General features: G+C 61.1%; 24 protein-coding genes. 10 read left to right on the top strand and 14 right to left on the bottom strand.

Annotated elements, in window-relative coordinates; translation table 11 throughout:
- Positions 1-16 precede the first annotated feature (16 nt).
- Both QZ460_RS03565 and yidD read left to right on the top strand, forming a co-directional pair.
- On the top strand, positions 17-385 hold the full coding sequence (locus QZ460_RS03565) for a ribonuclease P protein component (RefSeq protein WP_290540224.1): 369 nt from the start codon (positions 17-19) through the stop codon (positions 383-385).
- A complete protein-coding gene (yidD, locus tag QZ460_RS03560) occupies positions 342-602 on the top strand; it encodes a membrane protein insertion efficiency factor YidD (protein ID WP_290540223.1) in 261 nt (86 codons plus the stop codon). The genes QZ460_RS03565 and yidD overlap by 44 nt, the downstream gene beginning before the upstream one ends.
- Before the next feature lie 306 nt (positions 603-908).
- On the opposite strand, the gene QZ460_RS03555 is transcribed toward yidD, so the two are convergent.
- The 6 genes from QZ460_RS03555 to QZ460_RS03530 all read right to left on the bottom strand — a co-directional run bounded on the left by QZ460_RS03555 (position 909) and on the right by QZ460_RS03530 (position 7,522).
- Complete coding sequence (locus tag QZ460_RS03555; RefSeq protein ID WP_290540222.1) at positions 909-1,805, bottom strand: cation diffusion facilitator family transporter; 897 nt, start codon at positions 1,803-1,805, stop codon at positions 909-911.
- Entirely contained in the window at positions 1,802-2,734 is a 933-nt protein-coding gene (locus tag QZ460_RS03550; protein WP_290540221.1) for a helix-turn-helix transcriptional regulator, read from the bottom strand. The genes QZ460_RS03555 and QZ460_RS03550 overlap by 4 nt, the downstream gene beginning before the upstream one ends.
- Positions 2,735-2,809: 75 nt before the next feature.
- Positions 2,810-4,642: an LTA synthase family protein gene (locus QZ460_RS03545; protein WP_290540220.1), complete on the bottom strand. Its 1,833-nt coding sequence runs from the start codon at positions 4,640-4,642 to the stop codon at positions 2,810-2,812.
- 147 nt (positions 4,643-4,789) lie between these two features.
- Positions 4,790-5,446, bottom strand: a complete 657-nt coding sequence (gene upp, locus QZ460_RS03540; protein ID WP_290540219.1) for a uracil phosphoribosyltransferase — start codon at positions 5,444-5,446, stop codon at positions 4,790-4,792.
- 20 nt (positions 5,447-5,466) lie between these two features.
- Positions 5,467-6,681 carry a GTPase HflX gene (hflX, locus tag QZ460_RS03535; protein ID WP_290540218.1) on the bottom strand — a complete coding sequence of 405 codons (1,215 nt, stop codon included), beginning with the start codon at positions 6,679-6,681 and terminating at the stop codon, positions 5,467-5,469.
- Positions 6,682-6,838: 157 nt separating this feature from the next.
- A complete protein-coding gene (locus QZ460_RS03530; protein WP_290540217.1) occupies positions 6,839-7,522 on the bottom strand; it encodes an energy transducer TonB in 684 nt (227 codons plus the stop codon).
- A gap of 160 nt (positions 7,523-7,682) precedes the next feature.
- Between QZ460_RS03530 and rlmN the strand changes: the two genes are divergently transcribed.
- Positions 7,683-8,711 carry a 23S rRNA (adenine(2503)-C(2))-methyltransferase RlmN gene (rlmN, locus tag QZ460_RS03525; protein ID WP_290540216.1) on the top strand — a complete coding sequence of 343 codons (1,029 nt, stop codon included), beginning with the start codon at positions 7,683-7,685 and terminating at the stop codon, positions 8,709-8,711.
- A 187-nt stretch (positions 8,712-8,898) separates the two neighbouring features.
- Complete coding sequence (locus tag QZ460_RS03520) at positions 8,899-9,327, top strand: thioredoxin family protein (protein WP_290540215.1); 429 nt, start codon at positions 8,899-8,901, stop codon at positions 9,325-9,327.
- A 157-nt stretch (positions 9,328-9,484) separates the two neighbouring features.
- Here QZ460_RS03520 and QZ460_RS03515 read toward each other — a convergent pair whose 3' ends face one another.
- The 3 genes from QZ460_RS03515 to QZ460_RS03505 are packed head-to-tail and all read right to left on the bottom strand — an operon-like array spanning position 9,485 to position 11,818.
- Positions 9,485-10,105, bottom strand: coding sequence for a 16S rRNA (guanine(527)-N(7))-methyltransferase RsmG (locus tag QZ460_RS03515; RefSeq protein WP_290540214.1), 621 nt, complete (start codon positions 10,103-10,105; stop codon positions 9,485-9,487).
- A gap of 4 nt (positions 10,106-10,109) precedes the next feature.
- Positions 10,110-10,673, bottom strand: a complete 564-nt coding sequence (locus QZ460_RS03510; RefSeq protein WP_290540213.1) for an RNA polymerase sigma factor — start codon at positions 10,671-10,673, stop codon at positions 10,110-10,112.
- Positions 10,664-11,818, bottom strand: coding sequence for a glycosyltransferase (locus QZ460_RS03505; protein ID WP_290540212.1), 1,155 nt, complete (start codon positions 11,816-11,818; stop codon positions 10,664-10,666). The genes QZ460_RS03510 and QZ460_RS03505 overlap by 10 nt, the downstream gene beginning before the upstream one ends.
- Before the next feature lie 59 nt (positions 11,819-11,877).
- On the opposite strand from QZ460_RS03505, the gene tgt reads away from it, so the two are divergent.
- The 6 genes from tgt to QZ460_RS03475 all read left to right on the top strand — a co-directional run bounded on the left by tgt (position 11,878) and on the right by QZ460_RS03475 (position 18,995).
- Positions 11,878-13,008, top strand: coding sequence for a tRNA guanosine(34) transglycosylase Tgt (gene tgt / locus QZ460_RS03500; protein ID WP_290540211.1), 1,131 nt, complete (start codon positions 11,878-11,880; stop codon positions 13,006-13,008).
- Between the two features lie 37 nt (positions 13,009-13,045).
- A complete protein-coding gene (locus QZ460_RS03495) occupies positions 13,046-13,918 on the top strand; it encodes a hypothetical protein (RefSeq protein WP_290540210.1) in 873 nt (290 codons plus the stop codon).
- An 11-nt stretch (positions 13,919-13,929) separates the two neighbouring features.
- A complete protein-coding gene (locus QZ460_RS03490) occupies positions 13,930-15,033 on the top strand; it encodes an LptF/LptG family permease (protein ID WP_290540209.1) in 1,104 nt (367 codons plus the stop codon).
- A 10-nt stretch (positions 15,034-15,043) separates the two neighbouring features.
- On the top strand, positions 15,044-16,000 hold the full coding sequence (locus tag QZ460_RS03485) for a PASTA domain-containing protein (protein ID WP_290540208.1): 957 nt from the start codon (positions 15,044-15,046) through the stop codon (positions 15,998-16,000).
- Positions 16,000-17,085: an RluA family pseudouridine synthase gene (locus QZ460_RS03480; RefSeq protein ID WP_290540207.1), complete on the top strand. Its 1,086-nt coding sequence runs from the start codon at positions 16,000-16,002 to the stop codon at positions 17,083-17,085. Before QZ460_RS03485 ends, QZ460_RS03480 begins: the two co-directional genes overlap by 1 nt.
- Positions 17,086-17,285: 200 nt before the next feature.
- Positions 17,286-18,995 (top strand): YgiQ family radical SAM protein, encoded by a 1,710-nt coding sequence (locus QZ460_RS03475; protein ID WP_290540206.1) that lies wholly within the window; start codon positions 17,286-17,288, stop codon positions 18,993-18,995.
- Positions 18,996-19,263: 268 nt separating this feature from the next.
- Here the strand turns inward: QZ460_RS03475 and QZ460_RS03470 are convergent, their stop codons facing one another.
- The 5 genes from QZ460_RS03470 to prmA form a co-directional block, all read right to left on the bottom strand.
- On the bottom strand, positions 19,264-20,544 hold the full coding sequence (locus QZ460_RS03470; protein ID WP_290540205.1) for a putative sulfate exporter family transporter: 1,281 nt from the start codon (positions 20,542-20,544) through the stop codon (positions 19,264-19,266).
- Between the two features lie 10 nt (positions 20,545-20,554).
- Positions 20,555-21,619, bottom strand: coding sequence for a porin (locus tag QZ460_RS03465; protein ID WP_290540204.1), 1,065 nt, complete (start codon positions 21,617-21,619; stop codon positions 20,555-20,557).
- A gap of 120 nt (positions 21,620-21,739) precedes the next feature.
- Positions 21,740-22,114 carry a hypothetical protein gene (locus tag QZ460_RS03460; protein WP_290540203.1) on the bottom strand — a complete coding sequence of 125 codons (375 nt, stop codon included), beginning with the start codon at positions 22,112-22,114 and terminating at the stop codon, positions 21,740-21,742.
- 33 nt (positions 22,115-22,147) lie between these two features.
- Positions 22,148-22,873: a DNA repair protein RecO gene (locus tag QZ460_RS03455; protein ID WP_290540202.1), complete on the bottom strand. Its 726-nt coding sequence runs from the start codon at positions 22,871-22,873 to the stop codon at positions 22,148-22,150.
- On the bottom strand, positions 22,870-23,700 hold the full coding sequence (gene prmA, locus QZ460_RS03450; RefSeq protein ID WP_290540201.1) for a 50S ribosomal protein L11 methyltransferase: 831 nt from the start codon (positions 23,698-23,700) through the stop codon (positions 22,870-22,872). Before prmA ends, QZ460_RS03455 begins: the two co-directional genes overlap by 4 nt.
- Positions 23,701-23,768 lie beyond the last annotated feature (68 nt).

Genomic DNA, 23,768 nt, shown 5'->3' with positions numbered 1-23,768 from the left:
GAAAACCCCTGCCGCCATGCCTGCACGCTCGCTACCCCGTACCGAAAGGCTCCGTTCGCTCGGGGCCGTGCGCCGTCTGTTCGAGAGCGGCGAGAGCGGCTTCATCTTCCCGTTTCGCTACGTGTGGTTTGCGGAGCCCGACACCGAGCGATCGGTCGAGGTGCTCTTTTCGGTCCCCAAAAAGTTCCACAAGCGGGCCAACAAACGCAATCTGCTGCGCCGCCGCACGAAGGAGGCCTACCGCCGGCAGAAGCAGTTGCTGCACGACGGAGAACCGGTCAATCTGGATCTGGCGCTGATCTATTCGTCGAAGGAGGTGCTGCCTTATAAAACCGTCGCAAATGCAGTCCGCAGGATTCTGGAGTCGGTCGTGGAGCATCTTTAAACGAGCCTGCGCCCTGCCGCTGATCGGGCTGGTGAGGTGCTACCAGCTCTGTATCTCGCCCTTCACGCCCCCCTCGTGCCGGTTTACCCCGACCTGTTCGCAGTATGCGCTCGAAGCTCTGCGTAAATACGGCCCTCTGAAAGGGCTGTGGCTCACCTTGCGGCGCCTGTCGAGGTGCCATCCGTGGGGCGGCAGCGGCTATGACCCCGTGCCGTAGCGCAAAGGCGGCCAGCCTCCCCGATCTGTCCGACTGCCCCCGTCGGGCCTGCTAATCCGGCCGATTCCGCCTGCCCGGCGTTCCTGCCGTCCCGATCTGTCTGACTGCCTCCGATCTGTCCGGCCTCCCCGCGCGCTCTGCTCCTTTGGACACCTCCTCTTCGGAGGGTTGCGGCGCAATCCGTTTCTAACCCTTTTTTTCTGCTTGTATGAGAGTTTGTGTCCGTCCCCGGGAAAACAATTCCGACCCTGAGATCAGGGTCGGAATTTTGCCTTTAAATGGCCCGATTCGGCCCGGAGGGACCCGTCAGTCGTGCAGGTCGTCGCACTGCTCGGCCGCAGATTCGAATTCGAGCGTTGCATGGGGAATTCCGGCATGGTTCAGGAGCTCTTTCAGGTCGTGTTTCACCCGCTCCATGCAGGAGAGGTTTTCGAGCACGACATGGGCCGTCATGGCATTTTCCGTCGTGCTGATCGCCCAGACATGGATGTGGTGGACGGCCTTCACGCCCGGAACCTGCTCCATTTGCCGCCCGATTGCGGGCAGGTCGATCTCCCGGGGAACCCCGTCGAGCGACAGACGCAGGCTGTCGCGTGTCAGCGACCAGACCGAAGCCACAATCACCGCAGCGACGGCCAGTCCCACGATGGGGTCGACGATCGTCCATCCCGTCCACGAAATCACGAGTCCCGAAACGAGCACCCCGACCGACACCAGCGCATCGGCCGCCATGTGCAGATAGGCGCCCTTGACGTTCAGGTCCCGGTCCTTGTCCTTCAGGAACAGCCACGCCGTGAAGCCGTTGATCGCCACCCCGACGCCTGCTGTCCAGGCGATGGCGCCGCCCTCGACCGCTTCGGGATGCAGCATGCGGCCGATACTCTCGGCGACGATGACCCCCACGGCGATCAGCAGAATCACCGAGTTCAGCAGCGAGATCAGCACCGTGCTTTTCTTGTAGCCGTAGGTGTAGCGGGGTGTGGCCTGCGCCTGTGCCAGCCGGAAGGCCAGCATGGCCAGCAGCAGGCTGGCGACGTCCGAGAGATTGTGCCCGGCATCGGACAGCAGGCCCATCGAGCCGTAGGAAAGGCCGATGGCGAATTCTATAACGACGAAAGCCACGTTGAGCGCAATGCCCAGCAGGAAGGCCCTGTTGAGCGATGTAATTGTGTGTTTGTGCTCGTGGTGGTGGTCGTGTGTCATGCCTGCGAGTCGGTTATGGTGTCCTTGATTTCGGAGAGTTCCACCAGTTTGTTGACGATGGCATAGATCGTGAGTCCGGCTGCGGAGTGTATCTGCAACTTCGCGGCGATGTTGCGGCGATGGGTGATCACGGTGTGGGCCGAGATGCAGAGGGCATCGGCAATCTGTTTGTTGGTCATTCCCTTGACCACGCAGACGATGATCTCTTTTTCCCGGGCGCTCAACGGTTCGGGTTTCACGGTGTGGGGGCCCGCTGCCGCCAGCTGCTCGACGGCCGGGATGAAGAGTTCGTCCTCCACGGCGTTGTGCGAGCTGAGTTCGTGCTCGCAGTTGAAGATGTCGAACAGCACGCCATTGAGTTCGTTTGTGCTGCCCGAGGGGTAGTATTTGATGATGATATTCTTCAGCTCGCGCAGCTTGATGTCGATCTGGTCGTGCTGGCGGCGGAAGATCTCGATCGAATAGGCCGTGTTCTTTTCGCCCGAGAGCAGCGACTCGACATACGGGAACACGGTCTGCTCCTCGTAGGACATGTGGCGCTGAACTTCGGCGGCATACTCGTCGAAAAAGCGCATGATGGCGAACGAAACGTCGCTTTGAGCGCAGTCGACCGCCTCGATCAACTTCCGCCGGATGGCCGGGAGCCGGAAGTCCAGGAAATAGCTGTGGGAGTTGTGCAGATAGTCGGTCAGCGAGCGGACCGAGACCTCGCCGGCCAGTTCGGTGCCGTTGCCGAAGTTCATCAGCATGTTCACCACGGCGAGGAACGTCGTGGCGTCCACCTTGCTCTCGGCGCATACTTCGGCGATGGTCTTGTCGCCGAATCCCAGGGCGATGCCGAAACGGCTCATCACCTGCAATACGGCATAGCGGTCGCAGACCAGATCGCACATCCGGTCATCACCCGCATATCCACCATTTTTATACATAAACGTAGGTATTATTTTCCGTGCACAAATATATGTGGACAACCCTCGTGTCGCAATACCTAAAAAGGGGTATTTTCATCGACGTCCGATGTCCACGTAGGTTGTCTGCAGCATCGTTCGTCCCACGTCGAGCAGTTCGGGATTGGTCTCCGTCACGACGCGGTTGCCCGTCGCATCCCACACCGCCTCGCCCAGGGCGTCGACCACGCCGAATCCGTCGTTGAAGGTGTAGTAGGCGAACTTCAGGGGCGAGGGTGTGAAAATGTCCTTGCTGTAGTCGAAATCGCCGTGCGGAACACCCAGCTGGGCAAGCAGCGTCGCGGCAATGTCGATCTGCGAGGCATACTCCTCCACCGTGCGTGGCCCGGCGACGGCTCCTCCCGTCCAGATCATCGGGATGCGGTGGCGCAGCGGCTCGTTGTAGGCCAGCGTCCGCGGGAAGGGATAGCCGTGGTCGGCGACCAGCACGACGAGCAGGTTTTCCCACGCGGGCGAAGCCTTCAGACGGTCGATCATCTTCCCCACACAGTCGTCCGAAAAGGCCATTGCATTCAGCACCTTGTCCTCGAACTTCGCGTAGGGGACATCGAAGGGCTTGTGGCTGCTCAAGGTCAGCAGCCCTGCGAGAAACGGCTCCCGGGATTCGCTCAATGCGATCACGCGGTCGGCAAACCAGTCGCACATCAGCGCATCGTCGTAGCCCCAGTCCGAGGCCGGGGTGTCGAAATGCAGGTCTTTCTGCCAGATCAGCTCCTGCCATCCCGTGGCGTACATGTAGGAGGCCTGGTTGGTGAAATTGAGGTCGCCGCCATAGGCGAAACTCGTCCTGTAACCCGCTCCCGCGAGCGAACGCGCCACCGAGGGCAGATTGCGGCTCTTGGTCGGGAGTTTCATGATCGACATGCGCGTCTGCGCCGGGAATCCGCTCAAAATCGCCACCTCACCGCGGTCGGTGCGGAACGAATTGGCGAAGAAATTCTCGAACCAGATGCCTTCGCCTTTCAGCCGCTGCATGTTGGGCATGACAGCCTCTCCGTCGACCTCGGCATCCATCACCGTCCGGGCGAAGCTCTCCAGAATGACGATCACCACATTGGGCCGCAGCGTGTCGAGCACCCGCTCGGCAGGGCCTGCAGCCGGGCGGGTGCCCCGCAGGGTGTCGAACTTCGCGGCCCGCGTCTCTTCGTCGAAGAAGGGGTATTCTCCGGCATAGTCGGCATGGTCCCCGAGACTGGACAGGAACGAGAAAACGGGATTGGTGGCCGCATGGTTCAGAAATGCCACGGGGCTGAAATAGACCTTCGAGACATTGGCCACCGAGGCCCCCATCCCGCCGCGGATCGCCAGGAAGTCGCATCCCGCGAGTGCGATGACGATGAGGCTTCCGGGCAGCGCCAGCTGCCAGCCGACGGGTCGTCCGTCGAAAATGCGCAGGATGCGCCTGTAAGCCGCGAACATCAGCGCGGCATAGGCTACGGCCAGCAGGGTCTGCCGCACGCCGAGCCAGAAATCGACGCTCGCCATCGCCTCCTTCGGATCGGCCAGGTAAATCAGCACGGTAGCATCGAGGCGGAATCCCCAATGTTCGTACAGTGCGATGTCGACGGCGAAGATCACGGCCGTCACCACGGCGATCAGCGCAAAATAGGCGGTCAGCACACCTCGCCACACCCGTTCGGGAAGATGCACCCACAGCGAGAGGAGCACGGCCAGAATCGGCAGTGCGGTGACATAACCCGCAACGGCCGTGTCGAGCTTCAGCCCGTGCCACAGCACCTCGAGCCAGCCTCCGAAGCCCGCTCCGGCCGCCTCTGCGCCATACCACGCCATAAAGACGGGTTTCTGCACGGCCATCGCAAGGAGGGTCGCGCAGAACACGGCTGCGAGGAACGTAAGTTTTCTTTTCATCATGTCAGCTAATGCGAAACTCGTTTTTGATTCGGGAGATACAACGGCATGGGGCATCGGGAAATCCGGTGCCGATGGGGCATGGGCGGTGTTTTCCATTCGGGACGGGCGAGCACCGCAGGCCCTCGGGCTCCTCCCTTCAGGAACCTATATTTTCTCGCCGTAGGCCAAGTCACCCGCATCTCCGATGCCGGGAACGATGTAGGAGCGCGAAGTCAGCTCCTCGTCGACGACGGCCGTCCAGATCGTGGTGGTCTGCCGCGGCATGTTCTTCATGGCATAGTCAAGGCCCTGTTCGCTGGCGATGACCGCGGCAACGTGGGTATGGGCCGGAGTGCCGCCCTTTTCACACAGGGCATTGTAGGTCAGCACGAGCGACGAGCCTGTGGCCAGCATCGGATCGACCAGCAGCAAGGTCTTGCCTTCAAGACTTCCGCACGAGATGTATTCGACCTTCACGGTGAACTTGCCGTCCTTGGTGCTCTTGCGATAGGCCGAGACGAAGGCGTTCTGGGCATCGTCGAAGTAGTTGAGAAATCCCTGATGGTAGGGAAGTCCGGCGCGGAGGATCGTCGCCACCACGATCTGCTCGTCTATCATCTCGACGGACGCTTCCCCCAGCGGCGTCTCTACAACGCAGGGTTTGTAGCTGAAGGCTTTCGAAATTTCGTAGGCCGTGACCTCGCCGATGCGCTCCATGTTGCGGCGGAAGCGCATCGAATCCTTCTGGATCCGCTTGTCCCGGATTTCGGCGATGAATTTATTGAGAACGGTGTTCTGCTGGGAGAGTATATGCAACGTCATGATTTGAGTGGGTTTGGTTGTCAGTAGAGGAAATTGTTGAACGGATAGCGCCCGGCGTGTATCTCTCGCACCATGCCGTACAAATCCGAGCGGAATTTTTCCAGATTGGTCTTCGCCAGGGCCGAAAGGAAGATGCAGGGCGTGTTGGCCCGTGCGATCCAGCTCTTTTTCAGATCCTCCAGCGAAAGATTCTCGCGCGTGGCGGGCGTCAGGTCGTCCGCCTCCTTCTCGATATAGGTATAGGCATCGACCTTGTTGAAAACCAGATAGACGGGTTTGTCGCCCGCACCGATCTCCTGCAGGGTCTGCTTCACCACAGCGATCTGCTCCTCGAACTGGGGGTGCGAAATGTCCACCACATGAACCAGCAGGTCGGCTTCGCGAACCTCGTCCAACGTCGATTTGAACGATTCGATCAGCTCCGTGGGCAGTTTGCGGATGAATCCCACCGTGTCCGACAGCAGGAAGGGCAGGTTGTCGAAAACCACCTTGCGGACCGTCGTGTCGAGTGTGGCGAAGAGCTTGTTTTCGGCGAAGACCTCGCTTTTTGAAATCAGGTTCATCAGCGTCGACTTGCCCACGTTGGTATATCCGACCAGGGCCACCCGGACCATTGCGCCGCGGTTCGAGCGCTGCACGGCCATCTGACGGTCGATCTTCTTGAGGTCCTCTTTCAGTTTGGCGATGCGGTTGCGGATGATCCGCCGGTCGGTTTCGATTTCGCGCTCTCCGGCGCCGCCGCGGGTCCCCGTGCCGCCCCTCTGGCGTTCGAGGTGGGTCCACAGGCCCGACAGCCGGGGGAGCATGTATTCGTAGTTGGCCAGCTGCACCTGCGTCTTGGCATAGGCTGTCCGGGCCCGCGACATGAAGATGTCGAGGATCAGACGCGTGCGGTCCAGCAGGCGGCAGGGCATCTCCTTTTCGATGTTGCGCGTCTGCGAGGGAGTCAGTTCGTCGTCGAAGATCACCACGTCGATCTCATGCTCCCGGCAATACGAGGCGATCTCCTCCAGTTTGCCGGGGCCGACATAGATGCGTGACGAAGGCTGTGCCAGCCGCTGGGTGAAGCGTTTCACCGAACGGATGTCGGCCGTTTCGGCCAGAAACTCCAGTTCGTCGAGAAACTCCTCGGTCTGCCGCGGGTCCTGGTTGTCGCGGATGACGGCGACCAGCACGGCGCGCTCGCGGCAATTGGCCGCAGCGTCAGGCTGAGGATTCAGTTTATTTTCTTCCAAAGCAATTCTGTTTTATTGCGGTTTCAACTCCGGCTTCTGCCGGGGATGGGGCAATGTGTTGCAAATATGGTGCTATAAATAAGGGTATCCGCCCGAAAGCAGGATACCCTCAAAAAGTTCCGTCGCGACTGTCGGGCGACTCTTCCCGTCCCGGAATTTAGTTCTGTACGCGGAAGTCTACCGGCAGGGTATATTTCACGCGGACCACCTGGTTGCGCTGTTTGCCGGGGCTCCACTTCGGGGACTTGTTCAGTACGCGGATGGCCTCCTCGGAGAGCGAACGGTCGGGCGTCTGGAGCACCTGGATATTGGTCAGACGGCCGTCCTTCTCGATCACGAACGAGAGTACCACGCGGCCCTGGATACCGTTTTCGAGAGCGATCTGGGGGAACTTCACGTTCTGCTGCACCCAGTTGCGGAACGTATTGAGGTCGCCGCCCTGGAACGAAGGCATGGTCTCGGCGATCAGGAACGGCTGGTCGTCCTCGATGGTCTCCTCGGCCACCTCGACCTGCTGAATCACTTCGGTATTCTCGTCGAACTCTGCGAAGTCCACTTCGGTGGAGATCTGCGTGTCGTTGGTGACGACCTCCAGCAGGTCGGCGATAACCTTCACCTCCACGCGCTTGGGGGGCTCGGGCGGCTTCTGGTCCTGGCGGGTAACCTCGATGATCTGCTCCTCGACGATGGCGGTCTGCAAATCAATTTTTTCAATCTTGCGCTCCTTCGGGGTGTAGGCGAAAGCCCCGATCACGAGGCAAAGCGAAATGATCAGACCGATTTCGAGCAATAGACCCCGCTTGTTCCGGAGGTCCGCTTTGGGTGATTTCTTAATTTCCATTTATCTCAATAATTTTTTAATTGTTCGGGCAGAAAAACGGGCATAGGGGCGCTATGCACCACAAATATATGGATAAAAATTCAAAAATGAACATACGGACACAAAAATCTTCATTTTTTGCCTACTTTTGTCGCTGTAAACACTTCGCGGAAACCCAGGAATGGCACATCAGGAATCGTTATACGGCAAAACTTCCGACCAGCTTGCAGCCCTTTGCGGCGAGTTGGGCATGCCGCGTTTCGCCGCGCGGCAGATCGCCCGCTGGCTCTACGTCCGCCACACGGAGGACCCGTTGCGGATGACCGACATCGCCGCGGTGCACCGCCAGCGGCTTGCCGAGCGCTTTTCACCGGCGCTGAGCGCTCCGGTGCGCGTCACCGAGTCGGCCGACGGCACGAAGAAATACCTGTTCCGCACCTTTGGGGGACATTATGTCGAGTCGGCCTACATCCCCGACGGGGAGCGGGCCACGCTCTGCGTTTCGTCGCAGGCCGGCTGCCGCATGGGCTGCCGCTTCTGCGCCACGGGGCGGCAGGGGCTTCAGCAGTCGCTCTCGGCGGCCGAGATCCTCAATCAGGTGGTTTCGCTGCCCGAGCGCGAGAAACTCACGAACCTTGTATTTATGGGTATGGGCGAACCGCTCGACAATACCGGGGAGGTGTTGCGGGCGCTCGAAATCCTCACCTCCGAGTGGGGTTTCGGCTGGTCGCCGACACGCATCACGCTCTCCACGTCGGGCGTCGTGCCCGAATTGCGGCGTTTCCTCGATGCGACGAAGGTCCACCTGGCCGTCAGCCTGCACAACCCCTTCCGCGAAGAGCGGATGGAGATCATGCCCGTCGAACGGGCGTGGCCGATCGCCGAAGTCGTTGCGATCCTGCGCGAGTATGACTTCACCCACCAGCGGCGGGTGTCGTTCGAATACATCGTGATGAGCGGGCTGAACGACTCCCCGCGCCACATCCGCGAGTTGACGCGCCTGCTAAACGGCATCAAGTGCCGCATCAACCTGATCCGCTTCCACCGGATTCCGGGCTCGCCCTACTTCTCGCCTAACGACGAGGCGATGGTCCGGTTCCGCGATGCGCTGACCGCCCGCGGTATCCAGACCACGATCCGCGCCTCGCGGGGCGAAGATATCCAGGCCGCCTGCGGCCTGCTCAGCACCCGGGAGAACTCCGGAATTTAGAAGGGGCAAAGGACCCTCCGCGCCGCCGGAAGGCCTTGCCGTACTGCCGAAAGTCCCTGCCGCACCGTTGGAAGGTCCTGCCGCGCCGTTGGTAGCAGTCGCCGCGTCGTCGTGCTGCTTCCGGGCGCCCTTGTGGGGGGCAACGGTCGGTCCGGTTTTTGCTTCTGTCACCGAAAAAATACATTATATGAAAAAGATGATCTTTCTGCTGCTGCTGGCCTTCGGAACGGGCGTGGCGCAGGCACAGGTGAAATTCGAGACCCAATCGACGGACGCCGTGCGCGAACTGGCGATAAAACAGGGCAAGCTGGTCTTCATCGACCTCTATGCCAACTGGTGTCCCCCGTGCCGGATGATGGAGCGGGAGGTCTTCTCGCGCAAGGATGTCGGGGAATTCATGGATCAGCACTTTGTGGCGGCCAAATACGACACGGACAAAACCACGGGCCGCCAACTGATGAAGCGTTACGGCAGCGGCTCCATTCCGCTCTACCTCGTGTTCGACACCCGGGGCGAACTGCTGGGACGTATCCAAGGTGCCGCCGATGCCCGGACCTTCATTGACAACCTCCGCACGATCATCGCCGGACAGAAGCCGACCCGGAAGCAGCCTTAGGGAGGTCGGAACGAAGCCCCTCCCGGTGTTGCCCGGCGCGGTCGCCGGCGGAGGGCCTCAGTGCGGTGCGGTCGCGCTCCGGGATGCCGGCAGAGAACTTTTGTGCGGTGCGGAAGCGCTCCAAAAGCCCCCCCCCTTTTTACTCCGCTTCTGCCCGCTACCTCGGGGTGTAGACCACCTTCTTGGTCTCGAAAAACTCCTCGTCGAAGAAGCGCGGAATGTCGTAGATGTACCACCGTTTGCCGGTCAGGGCCAGCTCTTCGGCCAGGTCGCCGCCCTTGAGGTAGAGGATGCCGTTGGGCAGCGACCCCTGCTGTCCCTTTTCGAGCCGGTTCCAGATCCAGCCGACGAATTCGGGCATGGCCGTCACAGCGCGCGATACGACGTAGTCGAATCGCTCTGTCAGGGTCTCGACCCGCACGCAGCGGGGCGTGAGGTTGTCCAGCCCGAGGCCCACCGCGACCCCTTCGACCACGGTTATCTTCTTGCGGATGGAGTCAGCGGCCGTGAAATGCGCCCCGGGGAAGAGGATCGCCAGCGGTACGGAGGGAAATCCGCCGCCGCACCCCACATCCAGAATCCGCGCGCCGTCGGCGAACGTGCAGACCTTGGCGATGGCCAGTGAGTGCAGTACGTGGCGCAGGTAGAGCTGGTCGAAGTCCTTGCGCGATACGACGTTGATCTTGGCGTTCCAGTCGGCGTAAAGCCCATACAACGCCGCAAACCGCTCCCGCTGTTCGTCGGTAATCTCCGGGAAATATTTTTCGATCAATTCCATAGACTTACTTGTTCTCGCCCTGCGCGATCAGTTTGCACATCTGTTCGCGGGCGCGGTGTATCTGGGTTTTCACGGTTCCGAGCGGCAGCGTCAGCTTCGCGGCGATCTCCTCGTAGGAGTACTCCTCGAAGAAGCGCATCAGGATCAGCTGCCGGTAGCGGGGCGCGAGGCGTTCGAGGTAGTGCTCGATCTGCGTGCGCTGCTGGAGGTTGATGACACTCTCCTCGGGGGTCGGGGCGCTCGATGCCGGAGCGGTGAACCGTTCGTCGATCGGCAGGTCTTCCTGACGGCGGCGCACGAAGTCGATGAACGTGTTGCGCGCAATGGTGTAGACCCATTGCCCGAAGGTGTAGTCGGCGCTGTAACGGTGGAGGTTGATGTAGACCTTGATGAAGGTCTCCTGCAGCAGGTCGTCGGCATCGTTCACACCGCCGAGCCGCTGTACGAACAGCCGGTGAATGGCGTCGCGGTAGCGGTTGAAAAGGTACTCGAAGGCGTCGTTGTCGCCCTTGAGCACCCGGTCGACCAGCTCCCGGTCTTCGGCTACGATATAGTCGGCTATCTCCATACGCGGTTGTCACGGCGGAGCAGCATCGCCCCCAGTGCCGCGGCCCACAGCGGGCCGAGCAGGTCGTAGATGAAGTAGCGCCCGGCCATGCCGTCCTCGCCCAGCCGCCGCGCGATGCGGCGCACTTCAAGGGCCACGACCGCATAGCGGACGAGGGCCAGCAGCAGCGCGCCGAGCTTGTACTCCGGAGGCATGACCGCAAGGGCGCAGATCGCCGTGGCGAAAAAGAGCACCCGGGAGCCGATCTCCCAGCGGACGAAGGTTTTCACGGCGCGGGGATAGAACCGGAACGCCGAATCGAAATAGCGCAGTTGGCTCATCCACCAGCTCATGCCGCCCCACATTTTTTGGCGCAGCGAGGCGCGGGGCGAGAGGATCACGCTCACGTTGTCGCGCGTCATGACCTGTTGCAGGAACAGGTCGTCCTCGCCGATGTTCATGTTGAGGTGGCTGAATCCGTTAGCCCCGAAATAGAGGCTCTTGGTGAATCCGTAGTTGTGGAGAGTTGCGCGGTAGGCGCGGCGCCGCACGGCCCGGGCGATCCAGTTGGCCGAGTGCATCATCCTCCAGGCGCGCATCATGTAGTTTGCCAATCCCTTTCCGTGCTCCATGCCGCAGTATCCCACGACGATTTCGCCGCGCATGAATCCCTTGGCCATCAGCGACAGCCAGCGGTCGGTCTGCGGCACGGCGTCGGTCGAGGTGAAGATCATACACTCGTAATGGGCCGACTTGATGCCGACGTTGAGCGCCATCTTGCGCGAAATCGGGAAACGGGGGTCGAGGTGGATCTTGGTGGTCGTGATCTGCGGAAACGACTGTTTCAGTCGCACGAGGTCCTCGTGGAAATCGGAACTGTGGCCCACGTAGACGATCACCACCTCGAAATCGGGGTAGTTCTGGGCCAGAATCAGCGGCAGACGCTCCTCGACGAACGAATAGTCCTCCGAGAAGAGGGGCACCACCACCGACACGGGCGGCTCGTGGTCTATCGTCTGCGGACGGCGGTTGTTCTTGTAGCCGGGGATACGGCCGTAGACGAAGATATAGTAGTATAACTGTACGCCGAACATCAGGAGCATCGCTCCCGCGAGGGCCAACCCCTCCCAGCCGTAGCACGACAGAATTTGTTCGAAGAATTGCATATTGTCGAAATATGCGCAAAGATACGAATATTTTGTGTATTTTTGCCGAATATATGAGTATGAAATTCACCCTGGAACATAAAGACCCTTCGTCGCACGCCCGCGCGGGGGCACTGCAGACCGACCACGGCGTCGTCCGCACCCCGATTTTCATGCCCGTGGGCACGGCTGCGACGGTGAAGGGCATTTTCCACCGCGACGTGCGTGACGAGGCCCGTGCCCAGATCATTCTGGCCAACACCTACCACCTCTACCTGCGTCCTGGCATGGATATCCTCGAACGTGCCGGCGGCGTGCACCGCTTCTCGACCTGGGAGGGCCCGATGCTCACCGACAGCGGCGGTTTTCAGGTCTTTTCGCTGGCCGCATGCCGCAAGCTGAAGGAGGAGGGATGCCATTTCCGGTCGCACATCGACGGTTCGAAGCACCTCTTCACGCCCGAAAGCGTCATCGATACCGAACGCACGATCGGTGCCGACATCATGATGGCCTTCGACGAATGTCCCCCGGGCGACGCCCCGCGCGAATATGCCGCCAAGTCGCTCGGCCTCACGGAGCGGTGGCTCGATAGGTGTTTCAACCAGTATCACCGGACCAGTCCCAAATACGGCCATTACCAGGCGCTGTTCCCCATCGTGCAGGGATGCACCTACCCGGACCTGCGCGCCCGGGCTGCGGAGAACGTGAAGCAGTACGACGCCGACGGTTACGCCATCGGCGGACTGGCCGTGGGCGAACCTACGGAGGTCATGTACGAGATGATCGAAGTGGTCAACGCCATTCTGCCGGAGGACCGTCCGCGCTATCTGATGGGCGTAGGCACACCGGTGAACATCCTCGAAGGCATCGAGCGCGGGGTGGACATGTTCGACTGCGTGATGCCGACGCGCAACGGCCGCAACGGGCAGCTGTTCACCGCCGAGGGCATCATCAACATCCGCAACAAGAAGTGGGAGGACGACTTTTCGCCCATCGACTCTGCGGGCACGGCCTTCGTCGACCGGCTCTACTCGAAAGCCTATCTGCACCACCTCTGCGTCTGTGGCGAGATGCTTGCGGCCGAGATCGCCTCGCTGCACAACATCTCCTTCTACCTGCGGTTGGTCGGGGAGGCTCGCGAGCACATCCTCGCCGGGGATTTCAAGGCCTGGAAGGAGGGGATGGTCGCCAAACTGACGCGAAGATTGTAAAGAGACTTTTATCGGACAATTTTAATGTAAAAAGATCATGAATGCAAAGATCCAAGTCATCCTGTTCGGGCTGTGGGTCCTGCTGACCGGTGTCTCCTGCTCGGGGAACAGGCCGGCTGCGGCTCCTTCGGCTGTCGGCGTTTGGGCCGACAGGGATTGCGAACTGCTTCGCACGGAACGCTTTGCACTGCTCTTCGAATGCAACGAAAACACGATGACCTCCTTCCTGCAGCGCATGGATGCCACGGACACCGTGCTGCTGGGCAAGACCGTCTTCTCGCCCGACTCGGTGCTCCTGCAGCATGTCCACCGACCCGGAGAAGCGCGGCAGTGCATCGACCCGGGAACCGTGCAGCCCGACGGACGGCTGCGCATCGTGGTCGAGGGCCGCGAACGGATGCTTGAAAAGATTGAAAACGTCGCAATCGTCGCTCCCTACGAGATGCTGAAAGCCTCGCCGCTGGAGATCGGCTCCTGCCTCCAGCAGTGGAGTCTGGGCACGAGATGCCGCTGCGAAGACGGAACCATCAGCTTCGAAGCGGGTACCAACCGGCACAGCTATACGTTCAACATCGAGCCGGGATTCGTCTATTGCCGGGCCGCCCGCCTGCGCTTCAGCGAATGCGGCGGACTCTTTGCGCAGCATATCCGCATGATGTCCAACGCGCGGGGACACACCGCCTACATGGTCCCCGACAACCGCGCCGAGAGCGCCGAACCGCTGAAAATCGACGATTCGAAATTCAGCCCCGACCAGTGCGTCTTCGATGAGGACGGCATCTACTGGTCGTTCATCCGCTTTGAAGGCGATACGGCCGTCGTCCACGGCTGTGGAGAGCTATACCAATTTGCACGACCTGCGATTGACGATCCGGACCAGACGGAATGGATCGCATTCGAAAAATATTGACAACCGAAGAGATGAAACTGCGTTTTCCGGGGTTCCGGATTCTGGACCGTTACATACTGGGCAAGTTCCTGTCGACCTATTTCTTCGCCATCGCCATGATCATCGTGATCGTGGTGGTCTTCGACTATGTGGAGAAGATCGACGACTTCACGGAATTGCATGCACCCCTGAAATCGATCATCCTCGACTACTACCTCAACTTCATTCCCTACTTCATCAACCAGTTCAGCGGTCTGTTCACCTTCATCGCCTGCATCTTCTTCACCTCGAAGATGGCCTACCAGACCGAGATCGTGGCCATGCTCTCGGGGGGCATGTCGTTCCGCCGGCTGATGTGGCCCTACTTCCTCGGGGCGCTGATCATCGCCTCGCTGTCGCTGACGCTCAACCTCTGGCTGATCCCCATTTCGCAGCGGCACATCGTCGCCTTCGAGCAGCAGTACATCAAACGCAAGCAGAACACCAAATACGACCGCCACATCTACCGGCAGATCGAGCCGGGTATCTTCGCCTACATCCGCGGCTACAACGACGGCGCCCACCAGGCCTCGTTCCTCGTGCTGGAACGCTACGAGAGCGGCACGATGACCCACTCGCTCGAAGCCGCGGACGCCAAGTTCAACCCCGAGACCAAACGCTGGACCGCCCCGCGCTACACCAAACGGAAGTTCGACTCCGAGGGCACGGAGGAGTTCGAGCAGTTCCGCAACCTCGACACGCTGATCAACCTCGAGGCCACCGAGCTGGGCGAGATCAACGACCTGATCCAGACGATGAACATCTCGGAACTGAACGCCTTCCTCGACCAGCAGCGGGCCAAAGGCTCCGACTCGATCAACCTCATCGAGGTCGAGCAGCACGCGCGCTATGCCTATCCGCTCTCGACGTTCATTCTGACGCTGATCGGCGTGTCGCTCTCCTCGCGCAAGGTCCGCGGCGGCACGGGACTGCACATCGGCATCGGCACGGGACTCTGCTTCTCGTACATCCTTTTCAACCGCTTTTTCGAGGAGTTTGCCAAGAGCGGCACCCTCCCGCCCGGGCTGGCCGTATGGCTGCCCAATATCATTTACCTCGGCATCGCCGCCTACCTTTACCGGAAGGCTCCGAAATAACCTGCGATCTATGGAGAAACCCCAGAATTACCTGTCCCGGCTCCGGCGGCATCCGCTGCTGTGGAACCTCACGCTGATTGCGGCGATCATCCTCGCGATGGCCGTCGCTGCGCACTTTCTCATGCAACTGGGCACATGCCACGGCGCACGGCGCACCGTGCCCGACTTCTCGGGCGTGCCGCTCGACGAGGCCCGGAGCATCGCCCGCAGACACGACCTGCAGCTGCACATCAACGACTCGCTGTTCGTCCCCGCCTACGAAGGGGGCATCGTCCTCGACCAGCTGCCCGAAGGGGGCGTCGAGGTGAAACCCGGACGCACGGTCTACATCACGATCAACTCCTTCCGCCAGAAGATGGTCCCCGTGCCCTACGTGGCCGGGCGATCGCTGCGGCAGGCCAAGAACATGCTCGAAATCGCCGGACTGGAGATCGCCGAGCTGGTCTACCGGCCCGATATGGCCACGAACTACGTGCTGGAGGAGTATTGCGACGGCAAACCCGTGGGTCCCGCAACCCGCATGGAGGCCGAAATGGGTTCCGGCGTGACGCTCTATGTGGGAGTCGAGGAGGACTACGGCACGACGATCGTGCCGCGGCTGGTGGGGATGCCGTTGGCGCAGGCCAAGGGCCGCCTCTGGGAACTGGGACTCAACGTCGGGCGCGTGGATTTCGACGAAGGGGTCAACCTGCTCAACCAGAAGGATACGCGCGTCTACATCCAGACACCGGGTGCCGAGCGCAGCGCAGTGCTGGGCGCGAAGGTCAACCTGCGGCTGACGCTCGACGGGAAGAAACTCTCCCGCTACCGGGCCGAGGCCGAGAAGCAGGCTGCCGCTGCCGCCGCAGAGCGCCGGGCCGCGGAGCAACTGCGGGCCGACTCGCTCGCCCGGACGCTTCTGGAGGATGCCTCGGTGCAGCCCGCCGAGGAACCGTCTGCAAACGATAACGAGGGATTTTTCGACTGATGACCGACAGATACCCCATTGACGACCCGGAACTGGATGGCGTTCCGGCGGATGCGGAGGACGAAGAAGAAGCGGGCCTCTACGAACACTTTGCGGTGACGGTCGACAAGGGCCAAACCCCCATGCGGCTGGACAAATTCCTGACCGTGAGGATGGAGCACTGCTCGCGCAACCGCATTCAGGCAGCGGCCGACAGCGGGAACATCCTCGTCAACGGCAAGGCGGCCAAGTCGAGCTACAAGGTCAAGCCGCTGGACCTCATCCGGATCGTGATGCCCTACCCGCGGCGCGAGGTGGAACTCGTCGCCGAAGATATTCCGCTCGACATCCCCTACGAAGACAAGTGGCTGCTGCTGGTCGACAAACCGGCCGGTCTGGTCGTGCATCCGGGGGTGGGCAATTACAGCGGCACGCTGGTCAACGCGCTGATGTACCACCTCAACCGGCAGGGAATCCCGGCCGAGGAGCAGAACCGCGCGGGGCTGGTGCACCGCATCGACAAGAACACCTCGGGACTGCTGGTGATCGCCAAGGACGAGCAGACCCACGCGCGGCTGGCCAAACAGTTTTTCGACCACACGATCCTGCGCCGCTATGTGGCCCTGGTGTGGGGTAATTTCGAGGAGGACGAGGGGACGATCACGGGCAACATCGGGCGCAGTCCCCGCGACCGGCAGAAGATGTTCGTCTTCGCCGACGGATCGGAGGGCAAGCATGCCGTGACGCACTGGAAGGTGCTGCGGCGCTACGGCTATGTGACCTTGGTGGAGTGCCGTCTCGAAACGGGGCGCACGCATCAGATCCGCGTCCACATGGCATGGATCGGGCACCCGCTGTTCAACGACGAACGCTATGGCGGCGACCGCATCCTCAAGGGCACGACCTTTGCCAAATACCGGCAGTTCATCGAGAACTGCTTCGCGGTGATGCCGCGCCACGCGCTGCATGCCCGCCTGCTGGGCTTCGAACACCCCGCGACGCACGAAAACGTGTTGTTCGAAAGTCCGCTCCCGGACGATTTCCGGTCCCTGCTGGCCAAGTGGGATGTTTACACTTCTGCGGCCCGGGAAAACGGGGATGATTGATGCCTCCCCCTCTCCGGACGCGGGGCGCAAGCTCTTTCGGATGCGGTCGACGGTCCTCGGCGATGCGTGGCGGCCCGGCTTTGCGGGCGGCTGCATGCGCCTGCCGCTGCGGTCGGGAGGGCGGCCTTGCCCGCGGCAGGGAGGCGAACGGCGGCGAACGAACGAAAAGCAACAGTAACCGAACAAAATAACATACAATCTTGTTTTTACCGACCACGATCAAGGAGGTCCGCGAACGCGGATGGGAACAGCTCGACGTAATCCTCTTCTCGGGCGACGCCTACATCGACCACCCGGCTTTCGGGGCGGCCGTCGTGGGGCGTCTGCTCGAAGCCGAGGGCTACCGTGTGGCGATCGTCCCCCAGCCCAACTGGCGCGACGACCTGCGCGACTTTCGGAAACTGGGCATGCCGCGCCTCTTTTTCGGCATTTCGGGCGGCTCGATGGACTCGATGGTCAACCATTACACCGCCAACCTCCGCCTGCGTCACGACGACGCCTACACGCCCGGCGGCAAGGCGGGTTTCCGTCCCGACTACGCCGTGACGGTCTACTCGCAAATCCTCAAACGCCTCTACCCTCATGTCCCGGTGGTCATCGGGGGCATCGAAGCCTCGCTGCGCCGCCTGACCCACTACGACTACTGGAGCAATGCGCTGAAACCCTCCATCCTGGCCGAATCGGGGGCTGATCTCCTGATCTACGGCATGGGCGAGCGGGTCGTGCAGCAGGTAGCCCGGGCCATGCGCAACGGCTATAACGCCAAACTGCTGCGCAAGATCCGGCAGGTGGCCTTCCTCTCCGACGAAAACTATGTCGCGCGGCTCGATCCCGCCACGACGATCCGCCTCCGCAGCTACGAGGAGTGCGTCGGCGACAAGGCCGCCTTCGGGGAGAATTTCACCGTCATCGAGACCCAGAGCAACCTGATGGAGCCTACGGCGACGCTTGTGGAGGCCGTCGGCGACCGGTATGTAGTCGTGACGCCCGCCAACACGACACTCACGACCGAGGAGCTGGACCATTCGTTCGACCTTCCCTACGAGCGTGCCCCGCATCCGCGTTACACGGGCAAGGGGGAGATCCCGGCCTGGGAGATGATCCGTCATTCGGTCAACATTCACCGCGGATGCTTCGGCGGCTGTTCGTTCTGCACCATTTCGGCCCACCAGGGCAAGTTCATCAATTCGCGCAGTGAGCGGTCGATCCTCGCCGAGGTGGAGCGCATCGTGAAGTCGCCCGGTTTCAAGGGTTATCTTTCGGATGTCGGGGCCCCCTCGGCCAACATGTACCGCATGGGCGGCCGCAACCGGGAGCTGTGCCGCAAATGCCGCCGTGCGTCGTGCCTCCACCCGAAGATGTGTCCCAATCTCGACAACGACCACCGGCCGCTGTTGGCCCTGTATGAAAAAATCCGCGCCGTCAAAGGCATCAGGAAAGCCTTTATCGGCAGCGGCATCCGCTACGATCTGTTCGACCGCTCGCCCTATCTGGAGACGGTGCTGAAGTATCACACCTCGGGACGACTTAAAGTGGCACCCGAACACACCGAGGATAACGTGCTGCGCCTGATGCGCAAACCTCCGTTCGCGCTTTTCGAGGGGCTGACCGCCGACTTCCATCGCATCTGCCGCCGGGAACAGCTGCCCTATCAGCTGATCCCTTACTTCATCTCCTCGCATCCGGGATGCACCGAGCGCGACATGAAATCGCTGTCGGAGAAGGTGCTGGGGAAAATGCACTTCAACCTCGAGCAGGTGCAGGACCTCACGCCCACGCCGATGACCCTCTCGTCGGTGATGTTCTACACGGGCGAGAATCCCTATACGCACGAGAAAGTCTATGTCGCCCGGTCGCAGGACGAAAAGCGGCGGCAGAAAGCCTATTTCTTCCGAAAACGATTCCGGTAAGCCCGGGCGGGGATCACCCGAATGCTCCCGATCCGCGGCTTCTCTCCTTATGCCGAAAACCTCCCCTTCAAAAGGGGAGGTTTTCGGTGTATGCGGATGTGGTGTTTGCGGATGACGCTCTCCGACAGGGCGAGCCTCTCCCGGAGCCGGTTTTCGGACGACCGTCGCGCAAGACCCGATCCCGAAAGATCCCGGTCTGCCCGGCTTCAGCCTCGATCTCAGCCTCTGTCGGTCTGCTTCCGCCTCTGTCCCGGCACTTGGTGGAGCTTTAAGAAAGTGCCGGTTTGAGGAGCCCGAAGAGCAGGCAGGCGATGAGGAACGTCGCGACGATATTGAACGACTGGGCCACGAAGAACGACTGGAGGATGTTGCGGTTCTCCTTCGAAACGATCTCCTTGAGGCGCGTGTCGAGGCCGATGCAGACGAAGGCCAGTGAGAAGAAGATCGTCGAGAACATCTTCGCCATACCCGGTTCGATCAGCTTGCCGTTGCTGCCCGGCGTGAAGAGCCCGTTCGACTGGCAGATGCTGAAGACAAGCGATGCGGCGACGAATCCGAGGATGAATTTGGGGAACTTCTCCCACACGATACCCAGCGAGGGAGCCTGCCCGCCCTTTTCGCCGCGGGTCGAGAGGTAAAGCGCGATGAAGAACGCCACCACGCCGATCAGTACGTTCTGTGCCGCCTTGATGATCACGGCGTGCTGGTTGGCGACCTCGCCGACGATCATGCTCGATGCCGCGACGCCCGACGTGGTGTCGATCGTGCCGCCGATCCATGCCCCGGCGACCTCCTCGGCCACTTCGGGAGCGAACAGGTAGGGCAGGGTCAGTTTTGCCAGCCACGGCATGAGGTAGATCATCGGCACGACGACGATCAGCACCAGCGAAACGATGTAGGGCAGTTTTCGGTTGTCGCCCCCGACCACGCGGGCCGCGGTGATCGCGGCCGAGACTCCGCAGATCGAGAGTCCGCTTGCAAGGATCATCGCCGAACGTTCGTCGACCTTCATGCGGCGCGAGAACCGGAAGGCGAAAAACCATACGACAGCCACCACGAGGCAGGCCTGCACGAGTCCGAAAATCCCCGATTTCATCACGTCGCTGAAAAGGATCGTGGCCCCGAGGCACACCACGCCGATCTTGATGAAGAACTCGCCCTGAATGGCGGGTTTCATCCACGCGGGGACGTGCCACACGTTGCGGATCAGCAGTCCGAACAGCACCGAGAAGAAGACCGATTCGAAGCCGTAGTACGACACCTCCGGAATCTTGGCGACAACCTGTGCCAGCAGCGAGATGGCGAAAATCACGACCAGTGACGGCAGGATTCCCTTGAGGGGGCGCCGCAGCATCAGGCTGCCGACATAGAGCACCACCAGCACGATGGCGAACAGCAGGCCGATGTTATACCATGCCACTTCGCCCACAAGGGTCGAGGGCACACGCGGTAGGTCGGTGGGGATGAGTGCCGCAAGCAGCAGCAGCGGGATCGAGACCCAGACCACCACCCAGTCCTCGACGCGGAGTTTTTCGAAAAAGTTTTTCATGTCAATTCAATTAAAAAAGTCCGGAGAGCATCAGCGACACCACGTTGCGATTGTCGGTGTGGGATGCATAATCTTCGTAGGTGTAGTTGATCTGGCAGCGCAGGAACTTCAGGGGCTGCCACACGATTCCGGCCGTGTAGTTGGTCTGCCGCGATGTGTCCTCCGAGGTGTTTTCGAGGAACGTGTCGTAGCGCACCACGGGCATCAGCGACGGCGTCACGCGCCACCCGCCGACGGCGTACCAGCCGCCGCTGTCGAATTCGCCGCCCGTGGGGATCCCCGTCGTGCCGGCAATCCACTCGGCGCGCAGGACCAACTGCCCCTCGTCGTAGCAGGCGCCCACGCCGTAGCGGACGCGCTTGAGGTAGTCGGCGCCGTACTCGCCCCAATAGTAGGAGCCGGCGATCTGCAATCCCCGGACGGGCTGCAGCATCAGCCGCGCCACAAAATCCTTGGATTTGTTCTGGTCTTTGATGTTCAAACCTTCGCCGTTGAACACGCCGAGGTTATAACTCAGCAGGCTGTATCCTTTGCGGTTGAAGAACCCGCCGTAGAGCATGGCGCCCATGTCGCGGCCCGTGGCCGAGAGTCCGGAGACGTCGTTGAAGCCCATCAGCCGGCGCAGCGACAGCGGGTATTCGATGAATTCGTATTTGGTGGGGGCGTAGGTGGTATTCTCGATCGAGAAGGGCAGTTTGTACTCTCCCAGCTGGAAATTCAGCTGTTCGAAAGGCCGGTAGCGGATGTAGGCGTCGATGATTCTCGGGCTGGAGAAATCGACCTGCATGCGGTAGTCGATTTTTTTGGAGATGTTGCCTGTCAGACTCAGGCACATGCGTTTGATGAAGAAGGTCGAGGAGGTTTCCGACCATTCGTAGCCGGTCTGCAGGTAGCCCGAGATTTTGGGCAGATGGTCCAGGATCTTGTCCCAGGTCGAGGTCTTCGCTTTCAGATCCTCGATTTCGGCCGACAGCTCGGCGATAGTAGGTTCGTCTGTCGTGGGCGCGGGGGGCGATGCCTCGGCGAATGCTCCGAGCGGGAGCAGCGATAACATCAGTAGAAGGATAGGTTTCATAAGCGGCAATTCTTTTCCAGGTACAAAGTACGGAATTTCGCCGCTTCGGATCAATACGTGAAAATACGTAAAAAGCCGGACGTGCCCGGCCGGTCGCGTCCGAAATGCCCTGCGGAGGCCTTACCGCGGCAGGGGGAACGAAAGCGTACGCGCGTCGAGAAACGCGTCGGGGTACGGGCTCCAGTTCCAGGCCTGCCCGTTCGACAGGGAGAAGTGCGGTCCAAGCCGCAGCGTATTGTTGTCGATGACGGTGATGCGCGCGGGCAGGTTCTCCTTCTGGATGACCATCACCGAGGTCATCGACACCGCGGGTTTGGTCTTCACTGGGGCCATTGTCTTGTAGTCGGGTTTCCACGGAGACATGTGCGCCAGCGAATCGGGAATCGTGAACCCCGACATGCGGGTCGAGTCGCGCCTGAAATCGAATTTCGGCTCCTGGGCCGAGGCGGCGAGCGCTACGGCGAGCGCTGCGGCCGCAAGCAACATTCTTCTCATAGTCTCTTCCCTTTTCTCCTTTTGAATCGAACGTCAAAATACCTCTTTTAGTATGTGTACCGACTGCACGGCGCTGATGGCGTCGAGGTGGTAGCCGAAATAGGCCAGCATGGCGTTGAGGAACTCCGACCGCCGGTCGCGATTCAACTCCACGTCGCCCAGATGGCGCACGTCGCAGGAGAGCATCTTCGCCAGCAGACCGGCGCACTCGCGGCTCATCACTCCGGGATGTGCCGGGCACACGGACGTATACAGCCCCTCGCGGATGTCGAACCACGCTCCCGGCATATAGCCGTTGCCGGGGCGAAAGCCCAGCAGACGGCTCAGGTTGGCCAGGAACCAGAGGTGGAAATTCGAGACTCCTTCGTCCATGGCGTCCAGTGCCGCGGCCGAACCCCACACGAACTCGAAAAGCGCTTCGTTCGGCTCGCTCTCCCGAACGAGACGGTACAAAACCTCGGCCATAAACAGTGCCATCGTCGATTTTCGGACGTCGAACGGAAGACTTTGCAGCACGAATCCCGCACGCACCTCCTTGAAACGGTCCATCTGCTGCCGCGGCGATTCGAGGCCCTCGAACTCGACGGGAAACATCGGCTGGAACAGCGCCAGTTTCGAACCCCGGCCGCTGCGGCTGCGAACCCCCTGCACCATGTAGCTGCGGCGGCCGCCGACATCGGTCAGCAGGTAGGCGACCAGCGACGTGTCGCCGTATTTGAGCGTATGCAGCACAATGCCGCGGCCCTTGTAGGTTTTCACGGCCTCTTTTTCACACGGACCAGCATCCAGCCCTCGCGGATTTCGGTTGCGACGGTCTCCAGTCCCAGTTGTGCGGCCGCGGATGTCACGGCCGCGGTGTCCGCTTCGAGAAAACCGCTCATCACCAGGTCGCCGCCCGGAGCCAGCGCCGCGGCATAGGCCGGCATGTCGGCCACGAGAATGTTGCGGTTGATATTGGCTAGAATGAAGTCGTAGCGGCGCCCGGCAATTCGCCCGGCGTCGCCCAGCAGTGGTTCGACCCGGTCCGCAACGCCATTCGCGGCGACGTTTTCACGGCAGTTTTCGTCCGCCCAGTCGTCGATGTCCACGGCGTCGACATGCGCCGCGCCGCATTTGGCGGCGACGATCGCCAGTACACCCGTGCCGCTGCCCATGTCGAGTCCCGTGCGGCCTGCAACCCCGAGGTCGAGCACCGTGCGCGACATGAGCCACGTGGTGGCGTGGTGTCCCGTGCCGAACGACATCCGGGGGAGTATGACCGCTTCCATTTCCCCTGCGGGAGCCGGATCGTGGAACGGGGCGCGGATGCGCAGGCGTCCTTCGACGTTGACCGGCGGGAAATTGCTCTCCCAGGTGGCGTTCCAGTTCCGGGGGCGGATGACTTCATAATGCCTTTCGATCCCGTGGCTTGCCAGCAGGGTGTCGACATCGGTCTTGCAGCCGGAGAGCTGCGCGGCAGGAATGTAGGCTTTCAGCAGGCCGTCATCGTTTTCGAAACTCTCGAACGGGAAATCGGCCAGTTCGGCGGTCAGTATTTCAGCCTGCTCGTCGTCGGAGACGGCGATATGGAGGACGGTGTAATCCATATTATGTAAAATTTTCGTACCTTCGTTCGGACAAAGTTACAATAATACCGGATTCAGCGGGCCAAAAG

Origin of the sequence: Alistipes sp. (assembly GCF_020026455.1) — a bacterium.
Taxonomy (GTDB): Bacteria; Bacteroidota; Bacteroidia; order Bacteroidales; family Rikenellaceae; genus Alistipes.
Note: the sequence above shows the minus strand (reverse complement) of the source record. Positions and strands in the feature narration are given on the sequence as shown.